Origin of the sequence: Galbitalea sp. SE-J8 (assembly GCF_030345695.1) — a bacterium.
Lineage (GTDB): Bacteria > Actinomycetota > Actinomycetes > Actinomycetales > Microbacteriaceae > JAUASV01.
Genome location: NZ_JAUASV010000024.1, coordinates 24,205 through 49,878, shown reverse-complemented (window position 1 = coordinate 49,878; position 25,674 = coordinate 24,205). Strand labels below are relative to the sequence as shown.

The 25,674-nt window shown below is 71.9% G+C and carries 24 protein-coding genes and 1 tRNA gene; 7 read left to right on the top strand and 18 right to left on the bottom strand.

Annotation, left to right across the window (positions count from 1 at the left end):
• Positions 1–269 precede the first annotated feature (269 nt).
• A complete protein-coding gene (locus tag QT381_RS13735) occupies positions 270–443 on the top strand; it encodes a hypothetical protein (RefSeq protein ID WP_289249601.1) in 174 nt (57 codons plus the stop codon).
• Between the two features lie 294 nt (positions 444–737).
• Here QT381_RS13735 and QT381_RS13730 read toward each other — a convergent pair whose 3' ends face one another.
• From QT381_RS13730 to QT381_RS13705, 6 genes are read right to left on the bottom strand one after another with little or no spacing between them, the layout of a single operon-like run.
• The gene (locus tag QT381_RS13730; RefSeq protein WP_289249600.1) at positions 738–1,769 is read right to left on the bottom strand and encodes a LacI family DNA-binding transcriptional regulator; all 1,032 of its coding nucleotides are present in this window, start codon (positions 1,767–1,769) and stop codon (positions 738–740) included.
• Positions 1,766–3,247: an MFS transporter gene (locus QT381_RS13725; RefSeq protein WP_289249599.1), complete on the bottom strand. Its 1,482-nt coding sequence runs from the start codon at positions 3,245–3,247 to the stop codon at positions 1,766–1,768. The genes QT381_RS13730 and QT381_RS13725 overlap by 4 nt, the downstream gene beginning before the upstream one ends.
• Positions 3,248–3,257: 10 nt before the next feature.
• Positions 3,258–4,031 (bottom strand): ABC transporter permease, encoded by a 774-nt coding sequence (locus tag QT381_RS13720; protein WP_289249598.1) that lies wholly within the window; start codon positions 4,029–4,031, stop codon positions 3,258–3,260.
• Positions 4,028–4,873, bottom strand: coding sequence for an ABC transporter ATP-binding protein (locus QT381_RS13715; RefSeq protein WP_289249597.1), 846 nt, complete (start codon positions 4,871–4,873; stop codon positions 4,028–4,030). The genes QT381_RS13720 and QT381_RS13715 overlap by 4 nt, the downstream gene beginning before the upstream one ends.
• Positions 4,870–5,871 (bottom strand): zinc-binding dehydrogenase, encoded by a 1,002-nt coding sequence (locus tag QT381_RS13710; RefSeq protein ID WP_502877539.1) that lies wholly within the window; start codon positions 5,869–5,871, stop codon positions 4,870–4,872. The genes QT381_RS13715 and QT381_RS13710 overlap by 4 nt, the downstream gene beginning before the upstream one ends.
• Before the next feature lie 35 nt (positions 5,872–5,906).
• Complete coding sequence (locus QT381_RS13705; RefSeq protein WP_289249595.1) at positions 5,907–7,022, bottom strand: ABC transporter substrate-binding protein; 1,116 nt, start codon at positions 7,020–7,022, stop codon at positions 5,907–5,909.
• 293 nt (positions 7,023–7,315) lie between these two features.
• Here QT381_RS13705 and QT381_RS13700 point away from each other — a divergent pair, with 293 nt between their 5' ends.
• On the top strand, positions 7,316–7,966 hold the full coding sequence (locus tag QT381_RS13700; protein ID WP_289249594.1) for a pyridoxine/pyridoxamine 5'-phosphate oxidase: 651 nt from the start codon (positions 7,316–7,318) through the stop codon (positions 7,964–7,966).
• Complete coding sequence (locus QT381_RS13695) at positions 7,963–8,703, top strand: SDR family NAD(P)-dependent oxidoreductase (RefSeq protein ID WP_289249593.1); 741 nt, start codon at positions 7,963–7,965, stop codon at positions 8,701–8,703. The genes QT381_RS13700 and QT381_RS13695 overlap by 4 nt, the downstream gene beginning before the upstream one ends.
• Here the strand turns inward: QT381_RS13695 and QT381_RS13690 are convergent.
• Both QT381_RS13690 and QT381_RS13685 read right to left on the bottom strand, forming a co-directional pair.
• Positions 8,693–9,487 carry an SDR family NAD(P)-dependent oxidoreductase gene (locus QT381_RS13690; RefSeq protein WP_289249592.1) on the bottom strand — a complete coding sequence of 265 codons (795 nt, stop codon included), beginning with the start codon at positions 9,485–9,487 and terminating at the stop codon, positions 8,693–8,695. The two genes, QT381_RS13695 and QT381_RS13690, sit on opposite strands and share 11 nt — an antisense overlap.
• Positions 9,488–9,491: 4 nt before the next feature.
• A complete protein-coding gene (locus tag QT381_RS13685; protein ID WP_289249591.1) occupies positions 9,492–10,094 on the bottom strand; it encodes an ANTAR domain-containing response regulator in 603 nt (200 codons plus the stop codon).
• Between the two features lie 58 nt (positions 10,095–10,152).
• On the opposite strand from QT381_RS13685, the gene QT381_RS13680 reads away from it, so the two are divergent.
• Positions 10,153–10,235 (top strand) — tRNA-Leu (locus QT381_RS13680).
• 312 nt (positions 10,236–10,547) lie between these two features.
• Here QT381_RS13680 and QT381_RS13675 read toward each other — a convergent pair.
• Positions 10,548–10,757, bottom strand: a complete 210-nt coding sequence (locus QT381_RS13675; protein ID WP_289249590.1) for a hypothetical protein — start codon at positions 10,755–10,757, stop codon at positions 10,548–10,550.
• Between QT381_RS13675 and QT381_RS13670 the strand changes: the two genes are divergently transcribed.
• From QT381_RS13670 to QT381_RS13660, 3 genes are all read left to right on the top strand, one after another.
• Positions 10,747–10,881 (top strand): hypothetical protein, encoded by a 135-nt coding sequence (locus tag QT381_RS13670; RefSeq protein WP_289249589.1) that lies wholly within the window; start codon positions 10,747–10,749, stop codon positions 10,879–10,881. The genes QT381_RS13675 and QT381_RS13670 overlap by 11 nt on opposite strands.
• A gap of 204 nt (positions 10,882–11,085) precedes the next feature.
• Positions 11,086–11,520 carry a MarR family winged helix-turn-helix transcriptional regulator gene (locus QT381_RS13665; RefSeq protein WP_289249588.1) on the top strand — a complete coding sequence of 145 codons (435 nt, stop codon included), beginning with the start codon at positions 11,086–11,088 and terminating at the stop codon, positions 11,518–11,520.
• Positions 11,521–11,631: 111 nt separating this feature from the next.
• Positions 11,632–12,054 (top strand): DUF6069 family protein, encoded by a 423-nt coding sequence (locus QT381_RS13660; protein WP_289249587.1) that lies wholly within the window; start codon positions 11,632–11,634, stop codon positions 12,052–12,054.
• A gap of 71 nt (positions 12,055–12,125) precedes the next feature.
• Here QT381_RS13660 and pyk read toward each other — a convergent pair whose 3' ends face one another.
• From pyk to QT381_RS13615, 9 genes are all read right to left on the bottom strand, one after another.
• Positions 12,126–13,583 (bottom strand): pyruvate kinase, encoded by a 1,458-nt coding sequence (pyk, locus tag QT381_RS13655; protein ID WP_289249586.1) that lies wholly within the window; start codon positions 13,581–13,583, stop codon positions 12,126–12,128.
• Positions 13,584–13,648: 65 nt separating this feature from the next.
• Entirely contained in the window at positions 13,649–15,106 is a 1,458-nt protein-coding gene (locus QT381_RS13650) for a glutamate synthase subunit beta (RefSeq protein ID WP_289249585.1), read from the bottom strand.
• A 78-nt stretch (positions 15,107–15,184) separates the two neighbouring features.
• Complete coding sequence (gene gltB / locus QT381_RS13645) at positions 15,185–19,786, bottom strand: glutamate synthase large subunit (protein WP_289249584.1); 4,602 nt, start codon at positions 19,784–19,786, stop codon at positions 15,185–15,187.
• A gap of 62 nt (positions 19,787–19,848) precedes the next feature.
• Positions 19,849–20,901: a prolipoprotein diacylglyceryl transferase gene (lgt, locus tag QT381_RS13640; RefSeq protein WP_502877537.1), complete on the bottom strand. Its 1,053-nt coding sequence runs from the start codon at positions 20,899–20,901 to the stop codon at positions 19,849–19,851.
• A 66-nt stretch (positions 20,902–20,967) separates the two neighbouring features.
• Entirely contained in the window at positions 20,968–21,750 is a 783-nt protein-coding gene (gene trpA, locus QT381_RS13635) for a tryptophan synthase subunit alpha (RefSeq protein WP_289249583.1), read from the bottom strand.
• Positions 21,747–22,988 carry a tryptophan synthase subunit beta gene (trpB, locus tag QT381_RS13630; RefSeq protein ID WP_289249582.1) on the bottom strand — a complete coding sequence of 414 codons (1,242 nt, stop codon included), beginning with the start codon at positions 22,986–22,988 and terminating at the stop codon, positions 21,747–21,749. The genes trpA and trpB overlap by 4 nt, the downstream gene beginning before the upstream one ends.
• Positions 22,985–23,752 (bottom strand): indole-3-glycerol phosphate synthase TrpC, encoded by a 768-nt coding sequence (gene trpC / locus QT381_RS13625; RefSeq protein WP_289249581.1) that lies wholly within the window; start codon positions 23,750–23,752, stop codon positions 22,985–22,987. Before trpC ends, trpB begins: the two co-directional genes overlap by 4 nt.
• Position 23,753: 1 nt before the next feature.
• Entirely contained in the window at positions 23,754–23,987 is a 234-nt protein-coding gene (locus QT381_RS13620) for a DUF6704 family protein (protein ID WP_289249580.1), read from the bottom strand.
• A 111-nt stretch (positions 23,988–24,098) separates the two neighbouring features.
• Positions 24,099–25,586, bottom strand: a complete 1,488-nt coding sequence (locus tag QT381_RS13615) for a hypothetical protein (RefSeq protein ID WP_289249579.1) — start codon at positions 25,584–25,586, stop codon at positions 24,099–24,101.
• Positions 25,587–25,674 lie beyond the last annotated feature (88 nt).

Sequence of the window (25,674 nt, the reverse complement as noted above, 5' to 3'; positions counted from 1 at the left end):
ACACGCCAACCACTACCGGATACAACGACGACACACCAGCACCTACGAACTCGTCGCCCGCGACCCCCACACAACACCCCCACCCATCACCCTGCGATCACAGAACCCGATCACACAACACACGGGGCGTGACCCTTGATCTTGGACACGTGGAATCCAGCACACTGCTGGGGGAAGCGAGAATCCAAGGATGGCCAGGAGAATCCAAGGATGGCCAGGAAGAACTACACGGACGAGTTTCGTCGCCGGGCGCGTTGAAGGAGTGGGTCGTGGGGCTGGGCTCCGGGACCACGACCGCGGGAGCGCCGGCGTCCGCGCCGGCCGCACGTCCGGAATCGCAGGCGGCGCCGATCGTGAGGTTGGAGGCGGAGCTGACCGCCTCGCAAGCCGAGGCCCGCAAGCTCGCCGAGGAGCGCGACATCCTCCGTCAGGCGGCGAAGTAATTCGCCGGGGAGACGAACTGGTGAACCGCTTCCAGTTCGTCGAGGACCACAAGGTCCTTGTCAAGCGCCCCCGCTCGCAACTGGACGGTCACGCATTGTCCAGTTCCGCACTGCAGTCACGCGCTGACCAATCACGTGCTGGCCAATCACGCGCTGGCCAGCCACGCGTTGGCTAGTCACGCGAAGGTGTCGAGGTCGGTTTTCACACACTGGGCTGTTTCACACACTGGGCTGCACACCCTCCGCCCGCGATCCACCGCGTCCACGCCGCCCGACCCGAAGGGGCTCACGTGTCTAGCCGGGCCGGCGGCGGGTCGACTCCCGTTCGACCAGGTCGACCGGCAGCACGATCGTCGACGGCTCGGCGCCCTCGAGGATCATCGACACGAGCATGTCGAAGGCGCGCCGCGCGATCCGCTCGGCATCCTGGTGCAGCGTGGTGAGCGACGGGTGGATGCGCGACGACCAGCTGATGTCGTCGAATCCGCAGACGAGGAGGTCGTCCGGGATGCGCCGGCCGCGATCCACCGCCTCGAAGACCGCGCCGATCGCCTGCATGTCGGTGCAGGTGAAGACCGCGTCGACCGGCGTCGTGCTCTGCAGCAGCTGGCGCATGCCCTCGCGCCCGCCCTCGAGCGAGTACGGCACCCGGACGTGGTGCTCGGGCGCCACGGTGAGACCGCTGGACTCGAGGCCGCGGAGGAAGCCCGCGACGCGGGCCCGCGCGGTGGCCATCGTCGGCGGCCCGTCGATGAGCCCGAACACGCGCCCGCCGGCCTCGTACAGGTGCCGGGCGGCGAGCAGGGCGCCGCCCTCGTTGTCGGAGACGACGGAGCCGACCCCTGGCACGAGGATCGGCTCGTCCCCGGCGACGACGGGCACGCCGAGTCGGATGAGCGGGTCGACCGCCGCGTCGTCCGGCGCCGTGGAGAACAGCAGCACGCCGTCCGCCGACGAGATGAGCCGCGCGAGGTAGCTCGCCTCGCGCGCGATGTCGAAGCTCGTGTTGCAGAGCACGACCGACCAGTGCAGCGCGTTGGCGCGCCCCTCGATCTCCTTGACGATCTCGGAGAAGAACGGGTTGGTGACGTCGGGCACCACGACGCCGATGGTGTTGCGCAGACCGGTGCGCAGCGAACGGGCGACCTCGTTGCGGCGATAGCCGAGCTGCGCGGCAGCATCGACGACGCGCTGCACGGTCTGCGCGCCGACCTTGCGGGTGCCGCTCAGCGCGTTGCTCGCGGTCGCGACGCTCACCCCGGCGAGATCGGCAACCTCGCGCAGCGTGACCGCCCGGTTCGGCACGCCCGACGAGTCCCCGCTCAACGCTGCGCTCCAGTCTCCGCCGCTCCCCCGCGACCGCCCGTCACCATCCTAGTTCGAGGTTTCCGCGCGAGCAGCGGCACGGCGACGAGACCGGCGAGGCCCGCCGCGAGCACCGCGACCGCCATCGCCGCGAGGTATCGGCCGACCGCGGCGCCGGGCACGACGCCCGCGACCGCCGAGGCCAGCAGGGTCGGATCGCCGGCGAACTGTCGCGCGAGGCCGGCCTGGACGATCGCCGCGACGCCCGCCGAGCCGAGCACGGCGCCGAGCTGGCGTCCGGTGTTGTAGGAGGCGGATGCGGCGCCGGCCAGGCGGCCCGGCACGCCCGACATCGCGAGCGCCGCGAGGGACGCCCAGACGAGCGAGTTGGCGACGCCGAAGCCGGCCGTCGCGAGCACCACGAGCGGGATCGAGCCGGCGCCGATCGCCCCGGCGATCCCCCAGCTCCCGATCACGTAGCCGCTGACACCGACGAGAGCGACGGGCCGGCCGCCGAAGCGGTCGACGAGCCGCCCGGCCGGCGCCGCGAGCGCCGCGGCGCCGAGGCCGATCGGCAGCTGGAGCAGCGCGGCTCCGGTCGCGCCGAGCGCGAGCGCCTGCTGGGCGGCGAGCGCGAGCGGGATCGGCACGGCGGTGACGATGAGCGCGACCGCGGCCACGCCGACGAACCCGGGGGTGTACCCCGGGAGGCGGAACACGCCGAGCGGCAGGAGCGCGCGCTCCCCCGCCCGTCGTTCGACGAGCACGAAGGCGAGGAGCGCGACGCTCCCGGCGACGAGCAGGGCGGGGATGCTGACCGGGCCGGCCACGACGCCCCAGCCGAAGCGCTCGCCCTGCTGGATCGCGAACACGATGAGCACGAACCCCACGAACGAGAGGGCGGCCCCGGCCGGATCCATCCCGATGCGTCGCGGCGATCCGCGCGGCACGATGACGAGGGCGAGCGCGAGCACGATCGCGCCGAGCGGCACGTTCACGAGGAACACCGAGCGCCACCCGGCCGCGTCGACGAGCACGCCGCCCAGCGCCGGGCCGACCACGTTCGCGACCCCCGCGGTCGAGCCCCAGACGCCCATGGCGGAGCCGAGGCGCGCCGGTGGCGTGACCTCCCGGATGATCGCGAGACTCTGCGGCGCCATTGCGGCCCCCGCGACGCCCTGCAGCGCTCGCGCGGCGATGAGCCAGCCGATGCCGGGGGCGGCCGCGCACAGCCCACTCGCGACGACGAAGCCGGCGAGCCCGACGAGGTAGACGCGTCCGCGTCCGAAGCGATCGCCGAGCCGCCCGAAGAGCAGCAGCGGCGCCGCCGAGCACAGCAGGTACGCACTCGTCACCCAGAGGGCGAGGTCGGTGTCCGCGCCGAGCGACGTCATCAGGTTCGGGGTCGCGACGACCACGATGCTGCCGTCGATCGACACCAGGAAGAAGCCGACGCTGAGCACCCAGACCGCCGGCCAGTGGCCGCGGCCCGCGGTCATCGCGGTCACCTCACCACCGCAGCACGAGCCGTTCGACGAGCGCGACGATCCCCATCAGGATGATGGACACGAGCGCGGACAGCGCGATGGCGGTCCACATCTGGGCCAGGTTGAGGAAGAACGTCGCGTTCGTGATCGTCGCTCCGAGCCCGGCGTTCGTGCCCGTGAACTCGGCGATGATGGCGCCGATCATCGCCGCCGAGGTCGCCTGCCGGAGACCGGCGAACAGGAACGGAAGACTCGTCGGCAGCCGCAGTCCCACGAACACGTTCCACCTCGAGGCGGACATCGAGCGGAACACGTCGAGCGCCTGCGAGTCGATCGAGCGCAGGCCGGCGGTCGCGTTGATGAGCATCGGGAAGAACACGCTCAGGGCGGCGACCGTGATGTGCGGAAGCCGGGTGAAGCCGAACGCCACGATGAGCGCCGGCGCGATGGCCACGATCGGTGTCACGTTGATGATGAGCGCGACGGGCATCACGGCCGCGGCGAGGAAGCGCACGTGCACGATCGCCGCGGCGATGACGAGCGCGACGAGGACGCCGATGACGAGACCGATGAGCGCCGACGCGAGCGTCGTCCAGACTTGGCTCAGGTAGAAGTCGGGTCGGGAGACGAACTCCTTGGCGATCTTCTCCAGCGGCGGGATGAGGCTCGGGTTGTGGGTCGCGACCCACTCCCAGACGAGGCCGAGCACCGCGAACAGCAGCACCGGCGCGAGCACCGTTACGGTCATGCCGAGCGCGCGGCGCGACCCGCGCCGCGACGGGGCGATCGCGCTCACTCCTCGCCCGTCCATCCCGTGCGCAGCAGCTCCTTCACGCGGCGGACGGCATCCCAGAACGCGGGCGTGTCCTCGTCGATCGTCGAACGCGGCCGGGGCAGGTCGATCGGCACGACACCGGCGATCAGGCCCGGTCGCGGAGACATCACCACGACCTCGTCGGAGAGCGCGACCGCCTCCTCGACCGAGTGCGTGACGAAGACCACGGTCTTGCGGTAGTGCTCCCAGAGCCGCAGCAGCTGCACGCGCGCGCTCTCCCGGGTCAGCTCGTCGAGCGCTGAGAACGGCTCGTCCATCAGCAGCAGCGGCGCGCCCTGCACGAACCCGCGCGCGATCGACGCCCGCTGCATCATGCCGCCGGAGAGCTGCGAGGGGCGGGAGTCGAGGAAGTCGCCGAGCCCCAGCTCGCCGAGCACCTCGTCCGCGTCGAGGGGCGCGCGCGCGGTCGTCCGGCTGCGATCGGCGCGGCGGTTCACGCGGTCGCTGAGCGTCGCGTTCGACCGGATCGAGTCCCACGGCAGCAGGGCGGACGACTGCGGGATCCAGCCGATGTTCTTCTTCTTCGCCGCGACGGCCGGTGCGTCGCCGAACAGCGAGACCGCCCCGGCATCCGCGACCTCGAGACCGGCGATGATCCGCAGCAGAGTCGACTTGCCGCATCCGGACGGTCCGAACAGGGTGACGAAGTGCCCCGGCCGCACCGTGAGGTCGACGTTCTGCAGCGCGACGAACTCGCCGCGCCGGGTGCGGAAGGTCTTGCGGACGCCCGTGACGGCGACGCCCGCCGGTGCCGCGTCCGTCGGGTCGATCGCGGCGGCACCCGCCGCCGATTGCTTGCTCATGCCGCCTCCATACTCAGCACCAACTTGCCGTTGAATCGGCCGGACTCGAGTCGTTCCTCCGCCTCGGGCAGCGCCTCGAAGCCCCAGACGCCGTCGACCACCGCTCGGAGCCGTCCCGCGAGGTACTCCTCGACGACGGCGCGCATCTCCGCGGGCCGGTACCCGCCGTGCCCGAGGATGCGTTTGCCCCAGTGGAAGAGCGAGGTGCCCCGGAACGCGGCCTCGCTGCCCGCGGTGGTCCCGGACATCACGATCCGGCCCTCGATGCGCAGGGCGTCGATCGCCTGCTGCACGAACTCGCCCCCGACGTGGTCGATGACCACGTCGACGCCGCGGCCGTCGGTGAGCTCGACCGCTCGCTCCCACCAGGGTCCGGCGGTGCGATCGATGACCGCATCCGCGCCGAGCGCCTCGGCCGCGGCGATCTTGCCCGGGTCCCCGACCGTCGTGATCACGGTCGCGCCGAGGTTCTTCGCGATCTGGATGCCGGCCGCGCCGACGCCGGAGCCGGCCGCCGGGACGACGACGACCTCCCCGGCCCGCACGGCCCCGGGGCCCGTGATCGCGTGCCACGCGGTGACGGATGCGACCGGCACGGACGCGAGCTCCGCGTCGTCGAGCGCGCCCTCCGGCACGGGGATGCAGTTGCGCCAGGGCGCTGCGACGAGGTCGGCGAAGCCGCCGTCGCGGCTCGACCCGACGGTGCGGAGCTCGCGGCAGTACATCGGGAGGCCGGCGACGCAGCGGTCGCAGCGCTCGCAGACGACGACCGGATCCAGCACGACGCGGGCGCCGAGCGCCGTCGCGGGCACCTCCTCGCCGACCGAGACGACCTCGCCGACCACGTCCATCCCGGCGATGTGCGGGAGGCGGAAGGTCGGCACGACGGGTGCGCGGCGCTGAAGCACGTCGAGCCGGTTCAGGGCGCAGGCCCGCACCCGGACCACGACCTCGTCCGCCCCCGGGACGGGTGCGGGGACCTCGCTGAGTCCCCGCACCGCCCGAGGGCCGAAGCCCGTCTGGAGCCAAGCTCTCACTGAGCCGGCCAGATGAGCTTGTTCCCGTCGTAGATCGCGTCGATGTACGAGTCGTCGACGGTCTCGTCATACGACGGCGGGTTGCTCACGAGGCCGTAGTCGACGACGAGCCCCAGCTCCGACGACCACTGGTCCTCGGTCTGCACGCCGAGTCCGATCGACTGATCGCGCGCGGACTCGACCATCGAGACCTCGGTCTGCCAGCGGACCTTGCTCGCGTCCAGGTCGTAGCCGGACTCGGAGCGGTCCGCGGCCCAGCCGAGCGCCTTGTCGAGGTTCGCGTCGGACTCGTTGATCCACGCGTAGGCCTCGAACGAAGCGCGGAGGAAGTCCTCGACCGCGGTCGGGTTCGCCTCGGCCCATTTCTTGTTCGCGATCTGCGTGTTGAACGTCGACTGCACGCCGTAGTCCTCGGGCGCCCACTCCTTGATGTCGTAGCCGCGCGACTCGAGCACCTTGGGCTCGTTCGACTTGAACGCGCCGAGGCCCTGCACCTGCCCGTCGGGCAGGATCTGCGGGTCGTAGCCGACGGAGACCCAGTTGATGGACGACGGGTCGACCCCGTTGTTCTTGAACATGGCGCTGAACTGCGCCGAGATCGCGCCCTTGTAGCCGACGGTCTTGCCGGCGAAGTCCTGCAGCGTGTCGATGCCGCTGTCGGCCATGGTGAGCAGCTCGATCGCGCCCTGGCTGCCGTACGTCGCGACCGCGACGATGTCCTTGGCGTCCTTGTCGCGGGCGATGAGGGTGTCGCTCGCGGAGCCGAGACCCGCGATCTGCGCGGTGCCGGCGGAGACCAGCTGGGCGTTGTTGTCGACGCCGGGCTGCATGGCGACGTCGAGGCAGAGGTCGTCGAAGTAGCCGAGCTCCTCCGCCGCCACGACGTCGAGGATGCCGACGGATGCCGCGTACACGTACGAGGTCAGGAAGTTGATCGTGCCGGCGTCCTGGTTGGCCGTGCACCGATCGGCGCTGATGTACTTCGAGTCCGCGGCGGCGGGCTTGGCGTCCTTGTCCGGTCCGGAGGAACAGCCGGTGAGCGCGATCGCCGCCAGGGCGATGCAGGCGATACCGGCGGCGGAAGGCGCGGTCGCGGTCAGATGTTTCGTCACGATGTCATACCCCTCGAGGGTTGGCGGGGCGAGCCCCGGCGATGTACGGGTTACGTGGTGCGGGCGGTGCTGTGCTGCGGACGGGACGTGCCGTCCTGGTCGCTCGGAGCGACGGTGCGGCGACCGCGGCGCCGAGTTGGAAGCGATGCTAGCGAGAAATCTAAATCGTTCTATTACGAGCATGTAAAACGATTAGGCGAATCGTCGTGGCCCGGCCCGCGATCCGGGATGCTGTCTGCAGGGCACGCACTGCGGGCGTGTCCCGGACAGCGAACGAGCTCGGAGAGAGAGCCATGGACCTTCGACGACCAGCCGGTCAGACCACCTTCCCGACCCTCCCCGACGACGTGGAGAGCATCTCGGCGGACGCCGCGCCCGCGCATCCGCTGCGCCTGCTCGAGCACTGGATCGACGGTGCGGTGCGGCGCGACGTGCTCGAGCCGATGTACGTGACGCTCGCCACCGCATCCGCGAACGGCGTGCCCTCGAGCCGCACGGTGCAGCTCCTCGGCGTCGAGGACGACGCGCTGCTGCTGACCACGAACCTCGGCAGCCGGAAGGGCGTCGAGATGCTCGAGACCGGGCGTGCAGCGATCTCCGCCTACTGGCGCGAGACCGCGCAGTCCGTGAACGTCACCGGGCGGGTCGTCATCGCGGAGGACGCGGAGAACGACGCGCGCTTCGCCGCGGACAGCCGGGCCGTGCAGGCGTCGCGCACGGTGTCGTTCCACGGTCGCCCGCTCGACGACGAGGCGGCGCAGCTGCGCGCATTCGAGCGGCTGCTCGAGGACGGCGAACCGATCCCGCGACCGGACTACTGGATCTGGTATCGCCTGGTTCCGGATGCCGTCACGTTCTGGGAGGGGCACGCCGGCTCGCTCAACCGGCGGCTCCACTACGCGCTGCGCGACGGCGCCTGGGTCCGCGGGCGGGTGCAGGCGTGAGCCGCCGGCTCGAGGGGCGGCGGGCGATAGTCACCGGGGGCGCCCGCGGGATAGGCCGATCGATCGTGGAGCGGTTCGTCGCGGACGGCGCCCAGGTGGCGATCCTCGACCTGCTCGAATCCGAGGGGCGGGAGACGGCCGAGGCGGTCGGCGCGCGGTTCTTCCGCGCGGACGTGCGTGACGCCGCGCAGACCCGCGCGACGCTGACGGCGGCGATCGGGGCGCTCGGCGGGGTCGACATCCTGGTCAACAACGCCGGCATCCTGCGCTTCTCCCCGCTGCTGTCCATGTCGCTCGAGGAGTGGGACGAGACGTTCGCGATCAACCTCCGGCCGATGCTCGTGACCACGCAGGAGGTCGCCCGGGCGATGATCGAGGCGGGCCGCGGGGGCAAGATCGTCAACCTCGCGAGCATGGCCGGCAAGGCGGGGGGCGAAGGCCAGGGCCACTACGCCGCGTCGAAGGCCGCCGTCATCGCGCTCACCCGGGTGACGGCCATCGAGCTCGGCGCGCACGGGATCACGGCGAACGCCCTGTGCCCGGGCTACGTGCTCACCGAGATGGGCGCCGCGACCCGCACAGCCGAGGACGTGGCCGAGTGGTCGAGCTACTCGCCGCTCGGACGGCTCGGAGTGCCCGAGGACGTCGCCGGAGTGGCGGCCTTCCTCGCGTCATCCGACGGCGACTATCTCACCGGGCAGGCGATCAACGTCACCGGCGGCATGATCATGCACTGAGGCCGGGGGCACCGCCTCGCGTCGGGTTCGGCTCCGGCCCGACGGTGCGCGCCTCGGCATCGGGGCCGCGCGCCGAGCGCCCGCCATCGACGGGGATGATCGCGCCGCTGATGAAGGACGCGCGCTCGGAGAGCAGGAACGCGACCACGTCGGCCACCTCGACCGGCTCACCGACGCGTCCGAGCGCGTGCACCCCGGCCAGGGCCGGCTCGAGGGATGCGTCGAGGCGTTCCGTGCGGATCGAGCCGAGCGCGACGGCGTTCGCCCGGATGCCGAGGCGTCCGTAGTCGACCGCCGTCGCCCGCGTGAGCCCCTCGATCGCCGCCTTGGCGATCGAGTAGGGTGCGGCACCGGCCACCGGGCGCGACGCCTGGTGCGACGACACGTTGACGATCGCGCCCGTGGTCCCGTGAGCGAGGAACGCGCGGAGGGCCGTCGTCGTTCCGACGAGGGCGGGAGCGAGGTTGCGGTCCACGAGCTGTCGCACGCGCCCCGCATCGTCATGCAGATCGGCGTCCTCGAACACCGCCGCATTGTTCACCCAGCCGCGCAGCGGCACGGGCGCAGCGGCGATCGCGCCGGCCGTGACGGCGGGATCCCCCGCGTCGCCCACGACCGTCGGATGCCGCGACGACTCCTCCCGGTCGATGACGACCACGCGCCATCCGTCGGCGGCGAGGCGGTCCGCGATGGCCGCGCCGATGCCGCGCGCGCCGCCGGTCACGACGACCGCGCCGGGCGGGACCGCGGCCTGCCCCGGATCGCTCGGCGACCGGGGCTGCACGGGGCTACTTCTTCGGCGCGAGCTGCTCGATGATCGCCTGGGCGACGTCGTGCATGGTCAGGCGGCGGTCCATGGAGGCCTTCTGGATCCAGCGGAACGCCTCGGGCTCCGACAGGCCCATCTTCTCGTTGAGCAGGCCCTTCGCGCGGTCGACGAGCTTGCGCGTCTCGAACCGCTCGACGAGGTCGGCGACCTCGGCCTCGAGGGTGAGGATCTGGGTGTAGCGGCTCAGCGCGATCTCGATCGCGGGCAACAGGTCGTTCGGCGTGAACGGCTTCACGACGTAGGCGAGCGCGCCCGCCTCGCTCGCGCGCTCGACGAGCTCCTTCTGGCTGAACGCGGTGAGGAGCACGACCGGGGCGATGTGGTCCTTGGTCAGGCGCTCCGCCGCCGAGATGCCGTCGAGCTGCGGCATCTTGACGTCCATGACCACGAGGTCGGGGCGCAGCTCGGTCGCGAGCGCGACAGCCGTCTCGCCGTCACCGGCCTCTCCCACGACGTCGAAGCCGTTGTCCTTGAGGATCTCGACGATGTCCATACGGATGAGCGACTCGTCTTCCGCCACGACGACGCGACGGGGAGCGGACGATGCTTGCTGGTCTGTCACGGAGAGAGCCTACGGTATCGTCGGTCGCGCCGTGCCCCGCCCCGTGCGGAGGGCGTCGGCCGGATTGGCGGAATGGCAGACGCGACCGACTCAAAATCGGTTGCCCGCGAGGGCGTGTGGGTTCGAGTCCCACATCCGGCACGACACCACCTCCGGCACGACCGCCGCAGCGCGTGCGCGCCGGGCCGACGCGCGACACGGCGGCCCACGCGGCCCGATTCGACGACGCGGACCGATTCGGCGACGCGGCCGTGATCTCGCGGCGCCGCGCGACGGAGCGCGCCGCACCGGCGGTGCGACGCCCTCGGGCTCGTGTGCGTGCGTGCGCAGTGCCTGTGCGCCAGTGCTCGCGCGCTGGGCCTGTACGTCCGTGCTCGTGCACAGGGCTGGCGCGCAGTGCCTGTCAGTGCTCGGGCTCGTGTGCGTCCGTGCTCGGGCGTCAGTGCTCGGGCGTCAGTGGCGGCGGACGATGAAGGCGCTCTCGGCGTCCTCGAGCGTGCCGAACGTGCCGAGCTTGCGGCCGAGACGCGTCGTGGCGGTGAAGCCCTCCTGCCAGCGCGCCTCGATCATCCCGACGAACGAGCCGCGGACGCGGCCCACCCATGCGGCCGGCTCGACGCCCTCGACGGGCTCCCACTGCAGCGTGATCGAGGTGCTGTCCACGGCCGCCCCCGTGCCCGTGGCCGTGCTGCTCGTGGCCGTGCTGCTCGTGGCCGTGCTGCTCGTGGCTGTGCTGCTCGTGGCCGTGCCGGGCGTCGTGCTCGTCTCTGAGCCCGTCTCCGCCTGAATAGTGCTGTCCAGGATCACCATGATGTTCCCCTCATCCGTGTGGTCTGTGTCGCGATCACGACCCGATTCCGATGGAGCGGCGCCGTGATCCGACTTTACCCCCGGACGGGGGATAGAACGAATGAGCTGTGGGAAATTCCCCCGTCGGCCCAGGGAAATCCGCGCGCGTTGGCCGGAAGCCACAAGCGGCTACAGTGCGAGGGTGACGGATGACGCGCTGGCGTTCGGTCCCGCTCTGTTGCGCGTGTCGACCCTGGTGAGCGACGAGTACGCGCGGATCGCGGAGCGGGAGGGTGTCACGCTCGCCGAGGCCCGGCTGCTGTTCGTGCTCGCGGTGCGCCCCACGAACATGCTCGGCCTGGGCTCGGTGCTGCGGGCGCGGAAGTCGACGATGACGGGCGTCGTCGCCCGGATGGTGCGCTCGGGCCTCGTCGACCGCGGGCCCGATCCGGCCGATCGGCGCCACCTGCTCGTCACGCCGACGGCGCGCGGTGCCGAGATCGCCGCGGTGATCCAGCGCGAGCTGCGCGCCTGGGTGGGCGACCTCGTCGTCGGCCTCCCGCCCGCCGAGCGCGACCGGCTCGCGGCCGCGCTCAGCTCGATCGCGGCCCGGGCCGACCGCGATCCCGGGGGATGAGGGCCGCTACTCCCCCGGGATGAATCCCGGCCCGGGGTCTGGCGGATCGACCACGGCACGCCTACCGTCGCAATGGTACGAAAGCCGTACTGATCGACGAGAGGAACCGCCATGGCCACCACCACCGCATCCGTTCACGCGCCCGGCCGGGCGCGCACCCTCGCACTGCTCGGCGCCGCGTTCGTCGTGGCCGGCATCGCCTGCAGCATCGACGCGCTCGCGGCGGTCGCCGCCGGCGCCACCGCGTTCGCCCCGCTCACGCCCGCCGTGTACCTGCCGTTCGTGGCCGTCGGGGTCGTCGTCGGCTTCGTCGGATGGCGACTCGTGGTGCGCCGCAGCGCGCGATCGCGCACGGTGTTGCGCGCACTCGTGCCGGCCGTCGTGCTCGCGAGCCTCGTGCCCGACATCGTGCTCATCGCCACCGGGTTCATCCCCGGCACCACGGCCGTCGGCGGCGTCGCGCTCATGCTCATGCACGTCATCGTGGCGGCGGTCGCGGTGCCGGTGTACTCCCGCATCCTGCCGACGCGTTAGGCCGCTGCCGACCGCACGACGACGGCGCCGGAACCGCGAGGGTCCGGCGCCGTCGTCGAGCGACCGGGGCGTCAGTCGGCGTGCTCGCCCGACTCCCACACCGGCACGGCCTTGTTGACCGCGGCGCCGATCACGTGCACGCGCAGGTCGTTCGTCGAGCCGGGGATGCCGGGAGGGGACCCGGAGATCACGACGACCTTGTCACCCACCTCGGCGCGACCGGCACCGAGCAGGATCTCGTCGACCTGGTGGTACATCGCGTCGGTGTGCGTCACGCGGTCGACGAGGAAGGCCTCGATGCCCCACGTGAGGCTCATGCGACGCTGGATCGCCGGGTCGGGCGTGAACGCCTTCATCGGGATCGGGAAGCGCAGGCGCGACATGCGGCGGGCCGAGTCGCCCGACTCGGTGAACACGCACACGTACTTCGCGCCGACGAAATCGGCGACCTCGGCCGCGGCGAGCGTGATCGCGCCGCCCTGCGTGCGCGGCTTCGTGCCGAGCGGCGGGATGCGCTCGAGGCCGTGCTCCTCGGTCGAGGCGACGATGCGGGCCATGGTGGCGACGGTCACGACGGGGTACTCCCCCACGCTCGTCTCGCCCGACAGCATGACCGCGTCGGCGCCGTCGAGCACCGCGTTGGCGACGTCGGAGGTCTCGGCACGCGTCGGCACCGGGCTGCCGATCATCGACTCGAGCATCTGCGTCGCCACGATGACGGGCTTCGCCATGCGGCGGGCGAGCTCGACCGCGCGCTTCTGCACGATCGGCACCGCCTCGAGCGGCAGCTCGACGCCGAGGTCGCCGCGGGCGACCATGATGCCGTCGAACGCGTCGATGATCTCCTCGAGCGCATCGACCGCCTGCGGCTTCTCGATCTTGGCGATCACGGGGATCTTGCGACCCTCCTCCGCCATGATCTCGTGCACGCGGTCCACGTCGGCGGCGCTGCGCACGAACGAGAGCGCGATGTAGTCCGCGCCGAGCTTCAGGCCCCAGCGCAGATCCGCCTCGTCCTTCTCGCTCAGGGCCGGCACGTTGACGGCGACGCCGGGCAGGTTGATGCCCTTGTTGTTCGACACGGGACCCGCGACGAGGACGCGTGTGACGACATCCGTGCCGTCGGTCGAGACGACCTCGACCTTGACCTTGCCGTCATCGATGAGCAGGTAGTCGCCGGGCTTGACGTCCTGCGGGAGACCCGTGAAGGTCGTCCCGACGCGCTCCTTGGTGCCGACGATGTCCTCGATCGTGATCGTGAACAGGTCGCCGACCTCGAGGTCGTACGGTCCGCCCTCGAACTTGCCGAGGCGGATCTTCGGGCCCTGCAGGTCGACGAGCACCGCGACGGGCTTGCCCGCGTCCGCGGCGGCCCGCCGCACGTTGGCGTAGACCCCCTCGTGCACGTCGTAGCTGCCGTGGCTCAGGTTCATGCGGGCGACATCGACGCCCGCCTCGATGATGGCCTTGATTCTGTCGTAGCTCGACGTCGCCGGCCCGAGGGTGGCGACGATCTTGGCGCGTCTCATGGATTCCTTCCGCAAGAGACTGTGGTGGTGGAGGAAGACGTCTCCGGTCGAGCCTATCGAGCCGATCAGGCGGTGAGCGCCCGATCCGTGGCGCGCACGGGCGCCGGCAGCACGGTCGTCCCCTCGAGGTAGCGATCGACCGCGGCGGCCGCGGCGCGGCCCTCGGCGATCGCCCAGACGATGAGCGACTGGCCGCGCCCGGCGTCGCCCGCGACGAAGACGCCGGCCTCGCTCGTGGCGTAGTCCGCGTCGCGCGCGACGTTGCCGCGGTCGTCGAACGGCATCCGCAGCTGGTCCTCGAGCGCGTCGCGCTCGGCGCCCGTGAAGCCCATCGCGATGAGCACGAGGTCGGCGGGGATCTCCCGCTCCGTGCCCGCCTTCGGCACGCGGCGGCCGTCGACGTACTCGGTCTCGGCGACGCGCAGCGCGCGCACCTCCCCGGCCTCGTTCGCGAGGAACTCGACCGTCGAGGCGAGGAACACGCGCTCCCCGCCCTCCTCGTGCGCGCTCGTGATCTCGAACAGGTTGGGCGTGGTCGGCCACGGCTGGTGCTCGGGCCGCTCGCTGGGCGGCTGCTTGCCGATCGCGAGGTTCGTGACGCTCAGCGCGCCCTGGCGGTGCGCCGTGCCGATGCAGTCCGCGCCGGTGTCGCCGCCGCCGATGACGACGACGTGCTTGCCCTCCGCCGTGATCTGGTCGGCGACCTGGTCGCCCGCGCCGACCTTGTTCTGCTGCACGAGGTAGTCCATCGCGAACTGCACGCCGAGCAGGTCGCGGCCCGGGATGGGGAGGTCGCGCGGCACGGTCGCCCCGGTCGCGACCACGACGGCGTCGTAGCGCGCCCTGAGGTCGCTCCAGGAGATGTCCCGGCCGATCGCGACGCCCGCCCGGAAACGGGTGCCCTCGGCCTGCATCTGCGCGAGGCGCTGCTCGAGACGCTTCTTCTCCATCTTGAAATCGGGGATGCCGTAGCGCAGCAGCCCGCCGATGCGGTCCTCGCGCTCGTACACGGCGACCGTGTGCCCGGCGCGGGTGAGCTGCTGGGCGGCCGCGAGGCCGGCCGGGCCCGAGCCGACGACGGCGACGGTCTTGCCGGTCAGGCGCTCCGGCGGGTGCGGCGTGACCCAGCCGTGCTGGAAGGCCTGGTCGATGATCGAGATCTCGATGTTCTTGATCGTGACGGCGGGCTGGTTGATGCCGAGCACGCACGACGACTCGCACGGCGCCGGGCACAGCGTGCCCGTGAACTCCGGGAAGTTGTTCGTCGCGTGCAGGCGCTCGATCGCGTCGCGTCCCTCGCCGCGCCAGGTCAGGTCGTTCCACTCCGGGATGAGGTTGCCGAGCGGGCAGCCCTGGTGGCAGAACGGCACGCCGCAGTCCATGCAGCGGCCCGCCTGGGTGCGCGTGACGTTCTGGTCGCCGGGTTCGTACACCTCGCGCCAGTCCATCAGGCGCAGCGCGACGGGACGACGCGCGGGCAGCTCGCGCTCGCGCGTCTTGAGGAAGCCCTTCGGGTCAGCCACGGGGCACCTCCGATTCGTTCGGGAACGCATCCGGCAGGGACGCGGTCGTCGGGGTCAGGGGACGGATGCGGTGCAGCGTCATCCGTTCGTCGCCTCCAGGATGCGGCCCCAGACGACGTCGCCGTCGGGGTCGAGGCCCTCGTCGACCGCCACCTGGCGCGTCTGCAGCACGGCCGCGTAGTCGCGCGGCAGCACCTTGACGAACGCGTCGACGGTCGCGTCGATGTCGTCGAGCAGGCGGTTCGCGAGCGTCGAGTCGGTCTCGTCGCGGTGCCGCGTGAGCAGGTCGACGAGGATCGCGCGGTCGGCGCTGTCGAGCTTCTCCAGGCGCAGCTCGCCCGCCGCCAGGGCGTCGGGATTGACCTTCTCGGGGGTGAGCCCGTACACGTACGCCGTGCCGCCGGACATGCCGGCGCCGAGGTTGCGCCCGGTCGAGCCGAGGATGACGGCGAGCCCGCCCGTCATGTACTCGAGCGCGTGGTCGCCCACGCCCTCCGCGACGGCGGTCGCGCCGGAGTTGCGCACCAGGAACCGCTCGCCCACGATGCCGCGGATGAACATCGTGCCCTGCGTCGCGCCGTAGCCGATGACGTTGCCGGCGATCACGTTCTCCTCGGCGGCGAACGACGCGCCGGGCACGGGACGCACGATGATCTCGCCGCCCGAGAGGCCCTTGCCGACGTAGTCGTTGCTGTCGCCGATGAGCCGCAGCCGGATGCCGGCGGGCATGAACGCGCCGAACGACTGCCCGGCCGAGCCCCGCAGCGTGACGTCGATCGTGCCCGAGGGCAGGCCGTTCTCGCCGTGGCGCTTCGTGACCTCGTGGCCGAGCATCGTGCCGACCGCGCGCTCCGTGTTGCGGATCGGCAGCTCGATCGCGACCGCCCCACCGCCCTCGAGCGCGTCGGCCGCGAGCTCGATGAGCTGCACGTCGAAGTGCTTCTCGAGCTCGTGGTCCTGCGAGCGCGCGTTGCGGCGCGGCTCGTCGTCGCTGAAGTCGGGGCCGACGAGGATCGGCGACAGGTCGAGGCCGTCGGCCTTCCAGTGCTCGACGGCGCGGTCGACGTCGAGCAGGTCGGAGCGGCCGATGAGCTCGTCGATGGAGCGGAAGCCGAGCGCGGCGAGGTACTCGCGCACCTCCTGCGCGATGAACTCGAAGAAGTTCACGACGAACTCGGGCTTGCCGCTGAACCGCGCGCGCAGCTCGGGGTTCTGCGTCGCGACGCCGACCGGGCAGGTGTCGAGGTGGCAGACGCGCATCAGGATGCAGCCCGAGACGACGAGGGGCGCGGTCGCGAAGCCGAACTCCTCGGCACCGAGCAGCGCGCCGATGATGACGTCGCGGCCGGTCTTCATCTGGCCGTCGACCTGCACGACGACGCGGTCGCGCATGCCGTTCAGCATGAGCGTCTGCTGCGTCTCGGCGAGGCCGATCTCCCACGGCGTGCCGGCGTGCTTGAGCGAGTTGAGCGGGGACGCTCCCGTGCCGCCGTCGTGGCCGGAGACGAGCACGACATCCGCGAGCGCCTTCGTGACGCCCGCCGCGACCGCGCCGATGCCGTTCTGCGACACGAGCTTGACGTGCACGCGGGCGCCGGGGTTCGCGCGCTTGAGGTCGAAGATGAGCTGCTTGAGGTCCTCGATCGAGTAGATGTCGTGGTGCGGCGGCGGCGAGATGAGGCCGACGCCGGCCGTCGAGTGGCGCGTGCGCGCCACCCACGGGTACACCTTCGCGGCCATCAGCTGGCCGCCCTCGCCGGGCTTCGCGCCCTGCGCCATCTTGATCTGGATGTCGTCGGCGTGCGTCAGGTACATGCTCGTGACGCCGAACCGGCCGGAGGCGACCTGCTTGATCGCGCTGCGCCGTTCGGGGTCGAGCAGGCGCTCGACGTCCTCGCCGCCCTCGCCCGTGTTGCTCTTCGCGCCCAGGCTGTTCATGGCGATCGCGAGCGTGGAGTGCGCCTCCTCGCTGATCGAGCCGTAGCTCATCGCGCCGGTGGAGAAGCGCTTCACGATCGAGGCGACCGGCTCGACCTCGTCGATCGGCACGGGCGTGCGCGCGTGCGTCTTCAGCCGGAACAGCCCGCGCAGCGTCATGAGCCGCTCGGCCTGGTCGTCGACCTGCTTCGTGTACTCCCGGAACACGTCGTAGCGGCGCTCGCGCGTCGCGTGCTGCAGGCGGAACACCGTCTCGGGGCTGAACAGGTGCGGCGGTCCCTCGCGGCGCCACTGGTACTCGCCCCCGGTGAGCAGGCGCTCGTGCGCGGTCGCCGCGCCGTCCTCGGGGTAGGCGTAGGCGTGCCGGGCCGCGTTCTCCGCGGCGATCACCTCGATGCCGACGCCGCCGAGCAGGCTCGCGGTGCCGGTGAAGTACTCGTCGACGAACTCCTGCGACAGGCCCACGGCCTCGAAGCACTGCGCGCCCGCGTAGGACGACACCGTCGAGATGCCCATCTTGCTCATGATCTTGAGCACGCCCTTGCCGAGCGCCTTGATCAGGTTCTTCGTCGCCTTCTCGGGCGTGACCCCCGTGAGGTGGCCGCCGCGGACGAGCTCCTCCGCGGTCTCCATGGCGAGGTACGGGTTGATCGCGCTCGCGCCGAAGCCGATGAGCAGCGCCACGTGGTGCACCTCGCGCACGTCGCCCGCCTCGACGATCAGCCCCACCTTCATGCGGTTCTCGTTGCGGATGAGGTGGTGGTGGACGCCCGCGAGCATGAGCAGCGAGGGCACCGGCGCGAGGTCGCGGTTCGAGTCGCGGTCGGACAGCACGATGAACTGCGCGCCCGCGGCGATCGCGGCGTCGACCTCGCGGCACATCTCGGCGATGCGCTTCTGCAGCGCCTTCGGCCCCTTGTCGGCGCGGTACAGCCCCCGGATCGTCGCGGTCGGCCGGCGGCCGGACGCGGTCTCGAAGTGCTGGATCTTCGCGAGCTCGTCGTTGTCGATGACCGGGAAGTCGAGCACGATCTGCTTGGCGTGCTCGCCCGTCGCGGCGAGCAGGTTGCGCTCCGGTCCGAGGCCGAGCTTCATCGAGGTGACGATCTGCTCGCGGATCGAATCGAGCGGCGGGTTCGTCACCTGCGCGAACTGCTGCGTGAAGTAGTCGAACAGCAGGCGCGGGCGATCGCTCAGCACCGCGATCGGCGTGTCGGAGCCCATCGCGCCGAGCGGCTCGGCCCCGGTGCGCGCCATCGGGCCGATGAGGATGCGCACCTCTTCCTCCGTGTAGCCGAACGTGCGCTGGCGGCGCGCGACCGACGCGGGCGTGTGCACGACGTGCTCCCGCTCGGGCAGGTCGGACAGGAAGATGCGGCCCTGCTCGAGCCACTCGGCGTACGGCTCGGCGGCCGCGAGCGTGGACTTGATCTCCTCGTCCTCGATGATGCGGCCGGCATCCGTGTCGACGACGAACATGCGGCCGGGCTGGATGCGGCCCTTGCGCACGACGCGGGTCTGGTCGATGTCGGGCAGCACGCCGATCTCGCTCGCGAGCACGACGAGGCCGTCGTCGGTGACGAGGAACCGGCCGGGGCGCAGGCCGTTGCGGTCGAGCGTGGAGCCGACGAGCGTGCCGTCGGTGAACACGAGCGCGGCGGGGCCGTCCCACGGCTCCATCATCATCGCGTGGTACTCGTAGAACGCCTTGCGCGCCGGGTCGATGTCGGGCGCGTTCTCCCACGCCTCCGGCACCATCATCATGATCGCGTGCGGCAGCGAGCGGCCGGAGAGCTCGAGCAGCTCCACGACCTCGTCGAACGAGGCCGAGTCGGACGCGCTCGGCCCGTTGATGGGCAGCAGCGGACGGATGTCGCCGATCAGCTCCGACTCCAGCTGCGACTGGCGCGCGCGCATCCAGTTGCGGTTGCCCTGCACCGTGTTGATCTCGCCGTTGTGGGCGATGCGGCGGAACGGCTGCGCGAGCGGCCAGGACGGGAACGTGTTCGTGGAGTAGCGCGAGTGCACGAGGGCGAGCTTCGACGCGAACCGCTCGTCGGACAGGTCGGGGTAGAACGGCTCGAGCTGGAGCGTCGTGACCATGCCCTTGTAGACCAGGGTGCGGCAGGACAGGCTCGGCAGGTAGGTGCCGAGCTCGTGCTCGATGCGCTTGCGCATCCGGAACGCCTGGCGGTCGAGCGCGAGGCCCGACGGGCGCACGCCCTCGGCGTCGACGCGGGTGGAGCGCACGAACAGCTGCTGGAACGCGGGCATCGCGGCGCGCGCCAGGTTGCCGAGCACGTCCGGGCGCACCGGCACCTCGCGCCAGCCGAGCACCTCGAGGTGCTCCGCGTGGGCGAGCCGCTCGATGCCCTTCTTGACCTTCGCGCGCTGCACCGCATCCGTCGGCAGGAACGCCATGCCGACGGCGTAGGAGCCGACCTCGGGCAGCTCGAAGCTCGTCACGGCGCGCAGAAACTCGTCGGGGATCTGCGTGACGATGCCCGCGCCGTCGCCGGTGCCGGCGTCGGAGCCGATCGCGCCGCGGTGCTCGAGGTTGCGCAGCGCGCCGAGCGCGGCATCGATGATGTCGTGACCGGCCGTACCGCGCAGCGTCGCGACCATGGCGAGCCCGCAGGCGTCCTTCTCGCGGCGCGGGTCGTACAGCCCCTGGGCCGCGGGCACGCCGCTGAACCGCTCGTATGCGGGCGTCGGGGCCGCGTGTGAATGGGTGAGAGCCATCGATCCGTCCTCACTCGTGGGAATGGCGCGTGGGCGGGGACGTCGGTGGCCCAGCTGAGGGGTTATGGTCCGGCAGGTGTGGACGCGGTGACCTCGGTGCTTTCGGCACCGCGCTTGTCAGCTCCGCTTGTGGCGGTCGGGTTCTCGGGTGTCGCCGTGGCGTCATCGCCGTCGTCGTCGGTGTCCGAGTAGGTCTCTGCCGAGTCTACCGCAGAGCCCGTCGGGCCCGCCCACTCGCGACCGGGCCGGTACACGCTCGGCTCGGCTCCCGGATGCCGCCGGGACTGCACGACGAGGATCACGATTCCGAGCACGACGGCGACGAGCGCCGCCCAGACGTTGGTGCGGATTCCGAGGAAATACAGGCTCGGATCCACGCGGATCGTCTCCCAGACCATGCGACCGGCGCCGTACCATATCAGGTACACCGCGAGCTGCTTGCCCCACTGGAGCCGGCGCGCGAAGAACAGGATCACCAGGAAGCCGAGCGTGTTCCAGATGATCTCGTACAGGAAAGTCGGCTGGAACAGCGTGTCCGCTGGCAGTCCCACGGGGAAGGCGGGGTTCGACGACTCGATCTGCAGGCCCCACGGCGCGCTGGTCGGCCAGCCGAAGAGCTCGTGGTTGAACCAGTTGCCGAGGCGGCCGAAGGCCTGGGCGAGGATGAGGCCGGGGGCCATCGCGTCGGCGAAGGCCCAGAACCGGATGCCCGTGATGCGGCAGCCGATGAGCACGCCGATCGCGCCGCCGATGAGGGCGCCGAAGATCGCGAGCCCTCCCTCCCAGATGTAGAGGATCGAGACGAGCTTCTCGGTCGTGCCGAAGTAGTCGCCCGGGTGCGTGACGACGTGGAACAGGCGCGCGCCGATGATGCCGAGCGGCACGGTCCACAGCGCGATGTCGAGCACGACGCCGGGCTCAGCGCCGCGCTTCGTGAGCCGGCGGGAGGTGACCACGACCGCGAGCACGATGCCGACCAGGATGCACAGCGCATAGGCGTGGATCGTCAGGCCGTAGCTCTCGGGCACGCCGAGGAAGTGCAGCCAGGAACCGAGCGGGATCGTGAAGGTCTGGAACGCCTCGGGAGGGCTCGGGATGCTTGCGGGGACGGTCACGTCGCGATGCGCCTTTCGAGGGAGGGCCTATTCGGCGGGAGGCCCCGGGTCGGTGAGAGTGGAGGCCTAGCCGAGTGTACCGGCGGCGAGAGCGGCGGCCGTGCGGGCGACGCCCGCGACGCCGCCGTCCGCGAGGGCGCGCACGAGGGCGGTGCCGACGATCGCCCCGTCGGCGTATTCCAGCACCTCGCGCACGTGTTCGCCGGTGGAGATGCCGATGCCGACGCACGCCGAGTCGCTGCCGACCGCGCGCATCCGTTCGACGAGATCGCGCGCGCTGCGCGCCACATCCGCCCGCTCGCCCGTGATGCCCATCGTCGAGACGGCGTAGGTGAAGCCTCGGCTGAGCTCGACCGCGCGGCGCAGCCGCGTCCCGGTCGAGGTGGGCGCGGCGAGGAACACCCGGTCGAGCCCGGTGCGGTCGGACGTCGCGAGCCACCCGGCGGCCTCGTCCGGGATCAGGTCGGGCGTGATGAGGCCCGCTCCCCCGGCGGCGGCGAGGTCGTCGGCGAACCGGTCGACGCCGTACCGGAGCACCGGGTTCCAGTAGGTCATCACGAGCACGGGCGCCCCGGTGCGCTCGACGATCGCGTGCACGGCCTCGAAGCCGTGCTGCAGGCGGAAGCCGTTCGCGAGCGCCCGCTGGGTCGCGTCCTGGATGACGACGCCGTCCATCACCGGGTCGGAGTACGGCAGGCCCAGCTCGAGCACGTCGACGCCGTTCTCGACCAGGGCCACGGCCGCCTCGATGCTCGTCGGCAGGTCCGGGAAGCCGACCGGCAGGTAGCCGACGAGCGCGCCCGCGGCCTCCCGGTTGCGCCGGCCGATCGCCGCAGCGACGCGGCTCACGACTCGACCCCGCCGAGGTCGCCCTCGGTGGCCTCCGGCTCGGCGTCGTACAGGTCGAACCAGGCCGCCGCCGTCTCCATGTCCTTGTCGCCGCGGCCGGACAGGCTCACCAGGATCGTCGCGTCCGGTCCCAGCTCGCGGCCGAGGTCGAGCACGCCCGCGAGCGCGTGCGCCGACTCGATCGCCGGGATGATGCCCTCGGTGCGGCTGAGCAGGCGCAGCGCCTCCATCGCGGCCGTGTCGGTGACCGGGCGGTACTCGGCGCGGCCGATGGCGTGCAGCCAGGAGTGCTCCGGGCCGACGCCCGGGTAGTCGAGGCCCGCGGAGATCGAGTGCGACTCGATCGTCTGGCCGTCCTCGTCCTGCAGCAGGTAGCTGCGCGCGCCGTGCAGCACGCCCGGGCTGCCGACCGTGATGGTCGCGGCGGTCCGCGGCGTGTCCGCGCCGTCCCCGCCGGCCTCGAAGCCGAGCAGGCGCACGCCCGCGTCGTCGAGGAAGGCGTCGAAGATGCCCATCGCGTTGCTGCCGCCGCCGACGCACGCGGCCACGGCATCCGGGAGCGCGCCGGTGAGCTCGAGCACCTGCTCGCGCGCCTCCTCGCCGATGATCTTCTGGAAGTCGCGCACGAGCGCGGGGAACGGATGCGGCCCCGCGACCGTGCCGAAGATGTAGTTGGTCGTCTCGACGTTCGTCACCCAGTCGCGGAACGCCTCGTTGATGGCGTCCTTGAGGGTGCGGGAGCCGCTGCGCACCGCGATCACCTCGGCGCCGAGCAGGCGCATCCGCGCGACGTTGAGCGCCTGGCGCCGGGTGTCGACCTCGCCCATGTAGATGACGCAGTCGAGCCCGAACAGCGCCGCGGCGGTCGCGGTCGCGACGCCGTGCTGGCCGGCCCCGGTCTCGGCGATGATGCGGGTCTTGCCGACGCGCTTGGTGAGCAGCGCCTGACCGAGCACGTTGTTGATCTTGTGGCTGCCGGTGTGGTTGAGGTCCTCGCGCTTGAGCAGCACCCGCGCGCCGCCGGCGTGCTCGGCGAAGCGCTTCACCTCGGTGACCGGGCTCGGGCGGCCGGTGTAGCTGCGGTGCAGCCCGGCGAGCTCGGCGGCGAAACCGGGGTCGGTCTTCGACCACTCGTAGGCCTCGGTGAGCTGGTCGAGCGCCTCGATGAGGCTCTCCGGCACGAAACGGCCGCCGAACTCGCCGAAGTACGGGCCGGTGACGTCGCGGAGCCCGGTCATGCCAGGAACGCCCTCAGGGTCGCGACCGGGTCGCCCGTGACGAGCGCCTCGCCGACGAGCACGACATCGGCGCCGTCCGCGCGGTAGCGGCGCACGTCGTCGGGGGTGGTCACGGCCGACTCCGCGACCCGGATGGCGTCCGCCGGGAAGCGGTCGGCGAGCGAGCCGAATAGGGTCTGGTCGAGCTCGAACGTCGAGAGGTTGCGCGCGTTGACCCCGACCAGCCGAGCGCCGAGGTCGGCCGCGCGCGCGAGCTCGTCGGCGTCGTGCGCCTCGACGAGCGCGGTCATGCCGAGCTCGCCGATGAGCGCGTGCAGCCCGGCGAGCGCCGGCTGATCGAGCGCCGCGACGATGAGCAGCACGAGGTCGGCGCCCGCGGCGCGCGCCTCAAAGACCTGGTACGGGTCGGCCACGAAGTCCTTGCGCAGCACCGGCAGCGTCACGCGCTCGCGCACCGCGGTCAGGTCGGCGAGCGTGCCCTTGAAGCGGCGGCCCTCGGTGAGCACGCTGATCGCGCTCGCGCCGCCCTGCTCGTAGCGGGCGGCCTGCAGCGCGGGGTCGGGGATCGCGGCGAGATCGCCGCGCGAGGGGCTCGCGCGCTTGACCTCGGCGATGATCTTCACGCGGTCGGCGGGAGCGAGGGCGGCGAGCGCGTCGAGCGCGGCCGGACGTGCGAGGGCTGCGGCCTCGACATCCGCGAGGCTCGTGCGCTCCCGTCGCTCCGCCGCGTCGGCGAGAGCGCCGGCGAGGAGGGAGTCGAGCACTCTACTCGTGCGCCTTCTGCGTGATCCGGTCGCCGCCGACGCCGTAGCCGAGCTTCTTGAGCAGGATGCCCACGAGCAGGCCGACGACGAGGAGCGCGGCGCTCGCCCAGACCAGGGCGGGCAGGTCGAGCCAGAAGAACACGGTGCCCGCCGCGAACGCGACGAGCATGATCACCACGGCCGTCCAGGCGGCGGGCGAGTTGCCGTGGCCGGGTTCGTTCGCGTCGTGCGCCATGGTGCTCCCTGAGTCTCGGACGGCGTTACCCGACCAGCGTACCGTGCGCGGCGCCCCCGTCCCCGCCGGGGCGGGGGTGCCGCGCGCCGGTCGCGGTCAGCCTCTCGCGGGTCAGCGCTTCGTGATCGTGAGCTTCGCGGCGCCCGGCGTGTACCCGGACTTCGCGGCCGCGATCGACTTCTTGCCCGCCGGCAGCCCCTTCGGCACGCGGATCGTGACCGTGCCCTTCTTCGAGGTGGTGAACTTCTTGCCCCGCCAGGTGACCTTCGCCCGGGCGACGGGCGCGCCGGCATCCGTCACGGTGACCCGGATGCTCTTCGCGGCCGACCTCGACACGGCCGTCTTGGACAGCGCCACCGAGAGCAGCGGCGGGATGCGGGTCTGGTACAGCGCCGTGCGGCTCGGGTCACCGGGAACGCTCGCGTTCACGACGACGTCGAGCGCGCCCGAGCTGCCCTCGGCGGCGACGTTGGACGCCGAGCCGTAGCCGTGCGAGGCCGGCACCGGCACGGATGCCGCGGCCCCGAAACGGGTGACGGCGCTGTTGCTGCGCGCCGCGCGCACGATGCTCGATCCGGCCGCATTCCTGGTGAGCCACGCCACCCAGACCCGGCCGTCGGGGCCGGCGCTCGCCGTGACCCCGGTGACGCCCGGCTGCTTCGACGCCACGGTGAGGCGCTTCCCGGACGCCGGGTTGTAGAGCAGCACCGTGGTCGCCGTCGGATAGCCGACGCCGTACGCGAGCCAGACGCCGCCCCGGCTCGTGCTCGTCGCGCCGATCGGCACGGCGACCGCTCCGCCGGTGAAGTCGCCGCCGGTGAGGGCGCCGGGCAGCGGCGTCGCCGGGCCCGGGGTGGGCCAGATCCGCTGCGCGTTCAGCCCCTTCGCCGGGCCGCCGAGCGCCTTCCACGTGGAGTAGATGTCGCCCGTGGCGCTGTCGCGAACGAGCGCGACGTCGTACGCGTCGCCGGCCGGCGCGGACACGATGCCGACGTCGCCGGCGTCGTCGAACGAGGTCGCCTGCCCGGCATGGTAGCCGATCGTGTCGGTGGAGGTCGGGATGAACGCGGTGTATGGCTGGTGGCCGTCGGTGACGAGGTCGAGCCCGTACACGCCGCCGGCCCGCGGACCGGACAGCGGGAGCGCGTCCTGGGCCCACGTGACCCCGTCGGCGCTGCGCGAGCCGAGCACGGGGCCGCTGAGCGGATCCTCGGTGACCAGGGAGTGGATGCCGACGTACGCGGCGAGCACCGAGCCGTCGGCGATCGCGAGGTGCGGCGACGACGACAGCGTGGCCCAGCCGCTCGCGATCGTGCTGCGCGAGCCGACCTTCCGGCCGTCGGGCGAGACGATCGCCGCCTGGATCGAGTCGTCGGTGGGCGACGCGCCCGAGCCGTTCTCCTGCCAGGCCGCGAGCAGCGCACCCGTCGGCAGGCGCAGCAGGTCGGGGCTCGTGAAGTTGTTGATCGCGCCGAGACTCACGCGGGTCCACCGGTTCGCGGGCGCCGCGGTCGCCGTGCCGGCCGGCACGAGGGCGACGGCCGCGAGCAGCGCGGTCGCGACGACCCCGCTCAGCCGGATCAAGGGTCGAGAGGACATCGGTACTCCTTCGTCGGCGAGTGGTACCCGGGTGCACGGCACACGATAGGGGCTCGACTATCCCCCTGTCGAGGGGCAGCGGAGATCG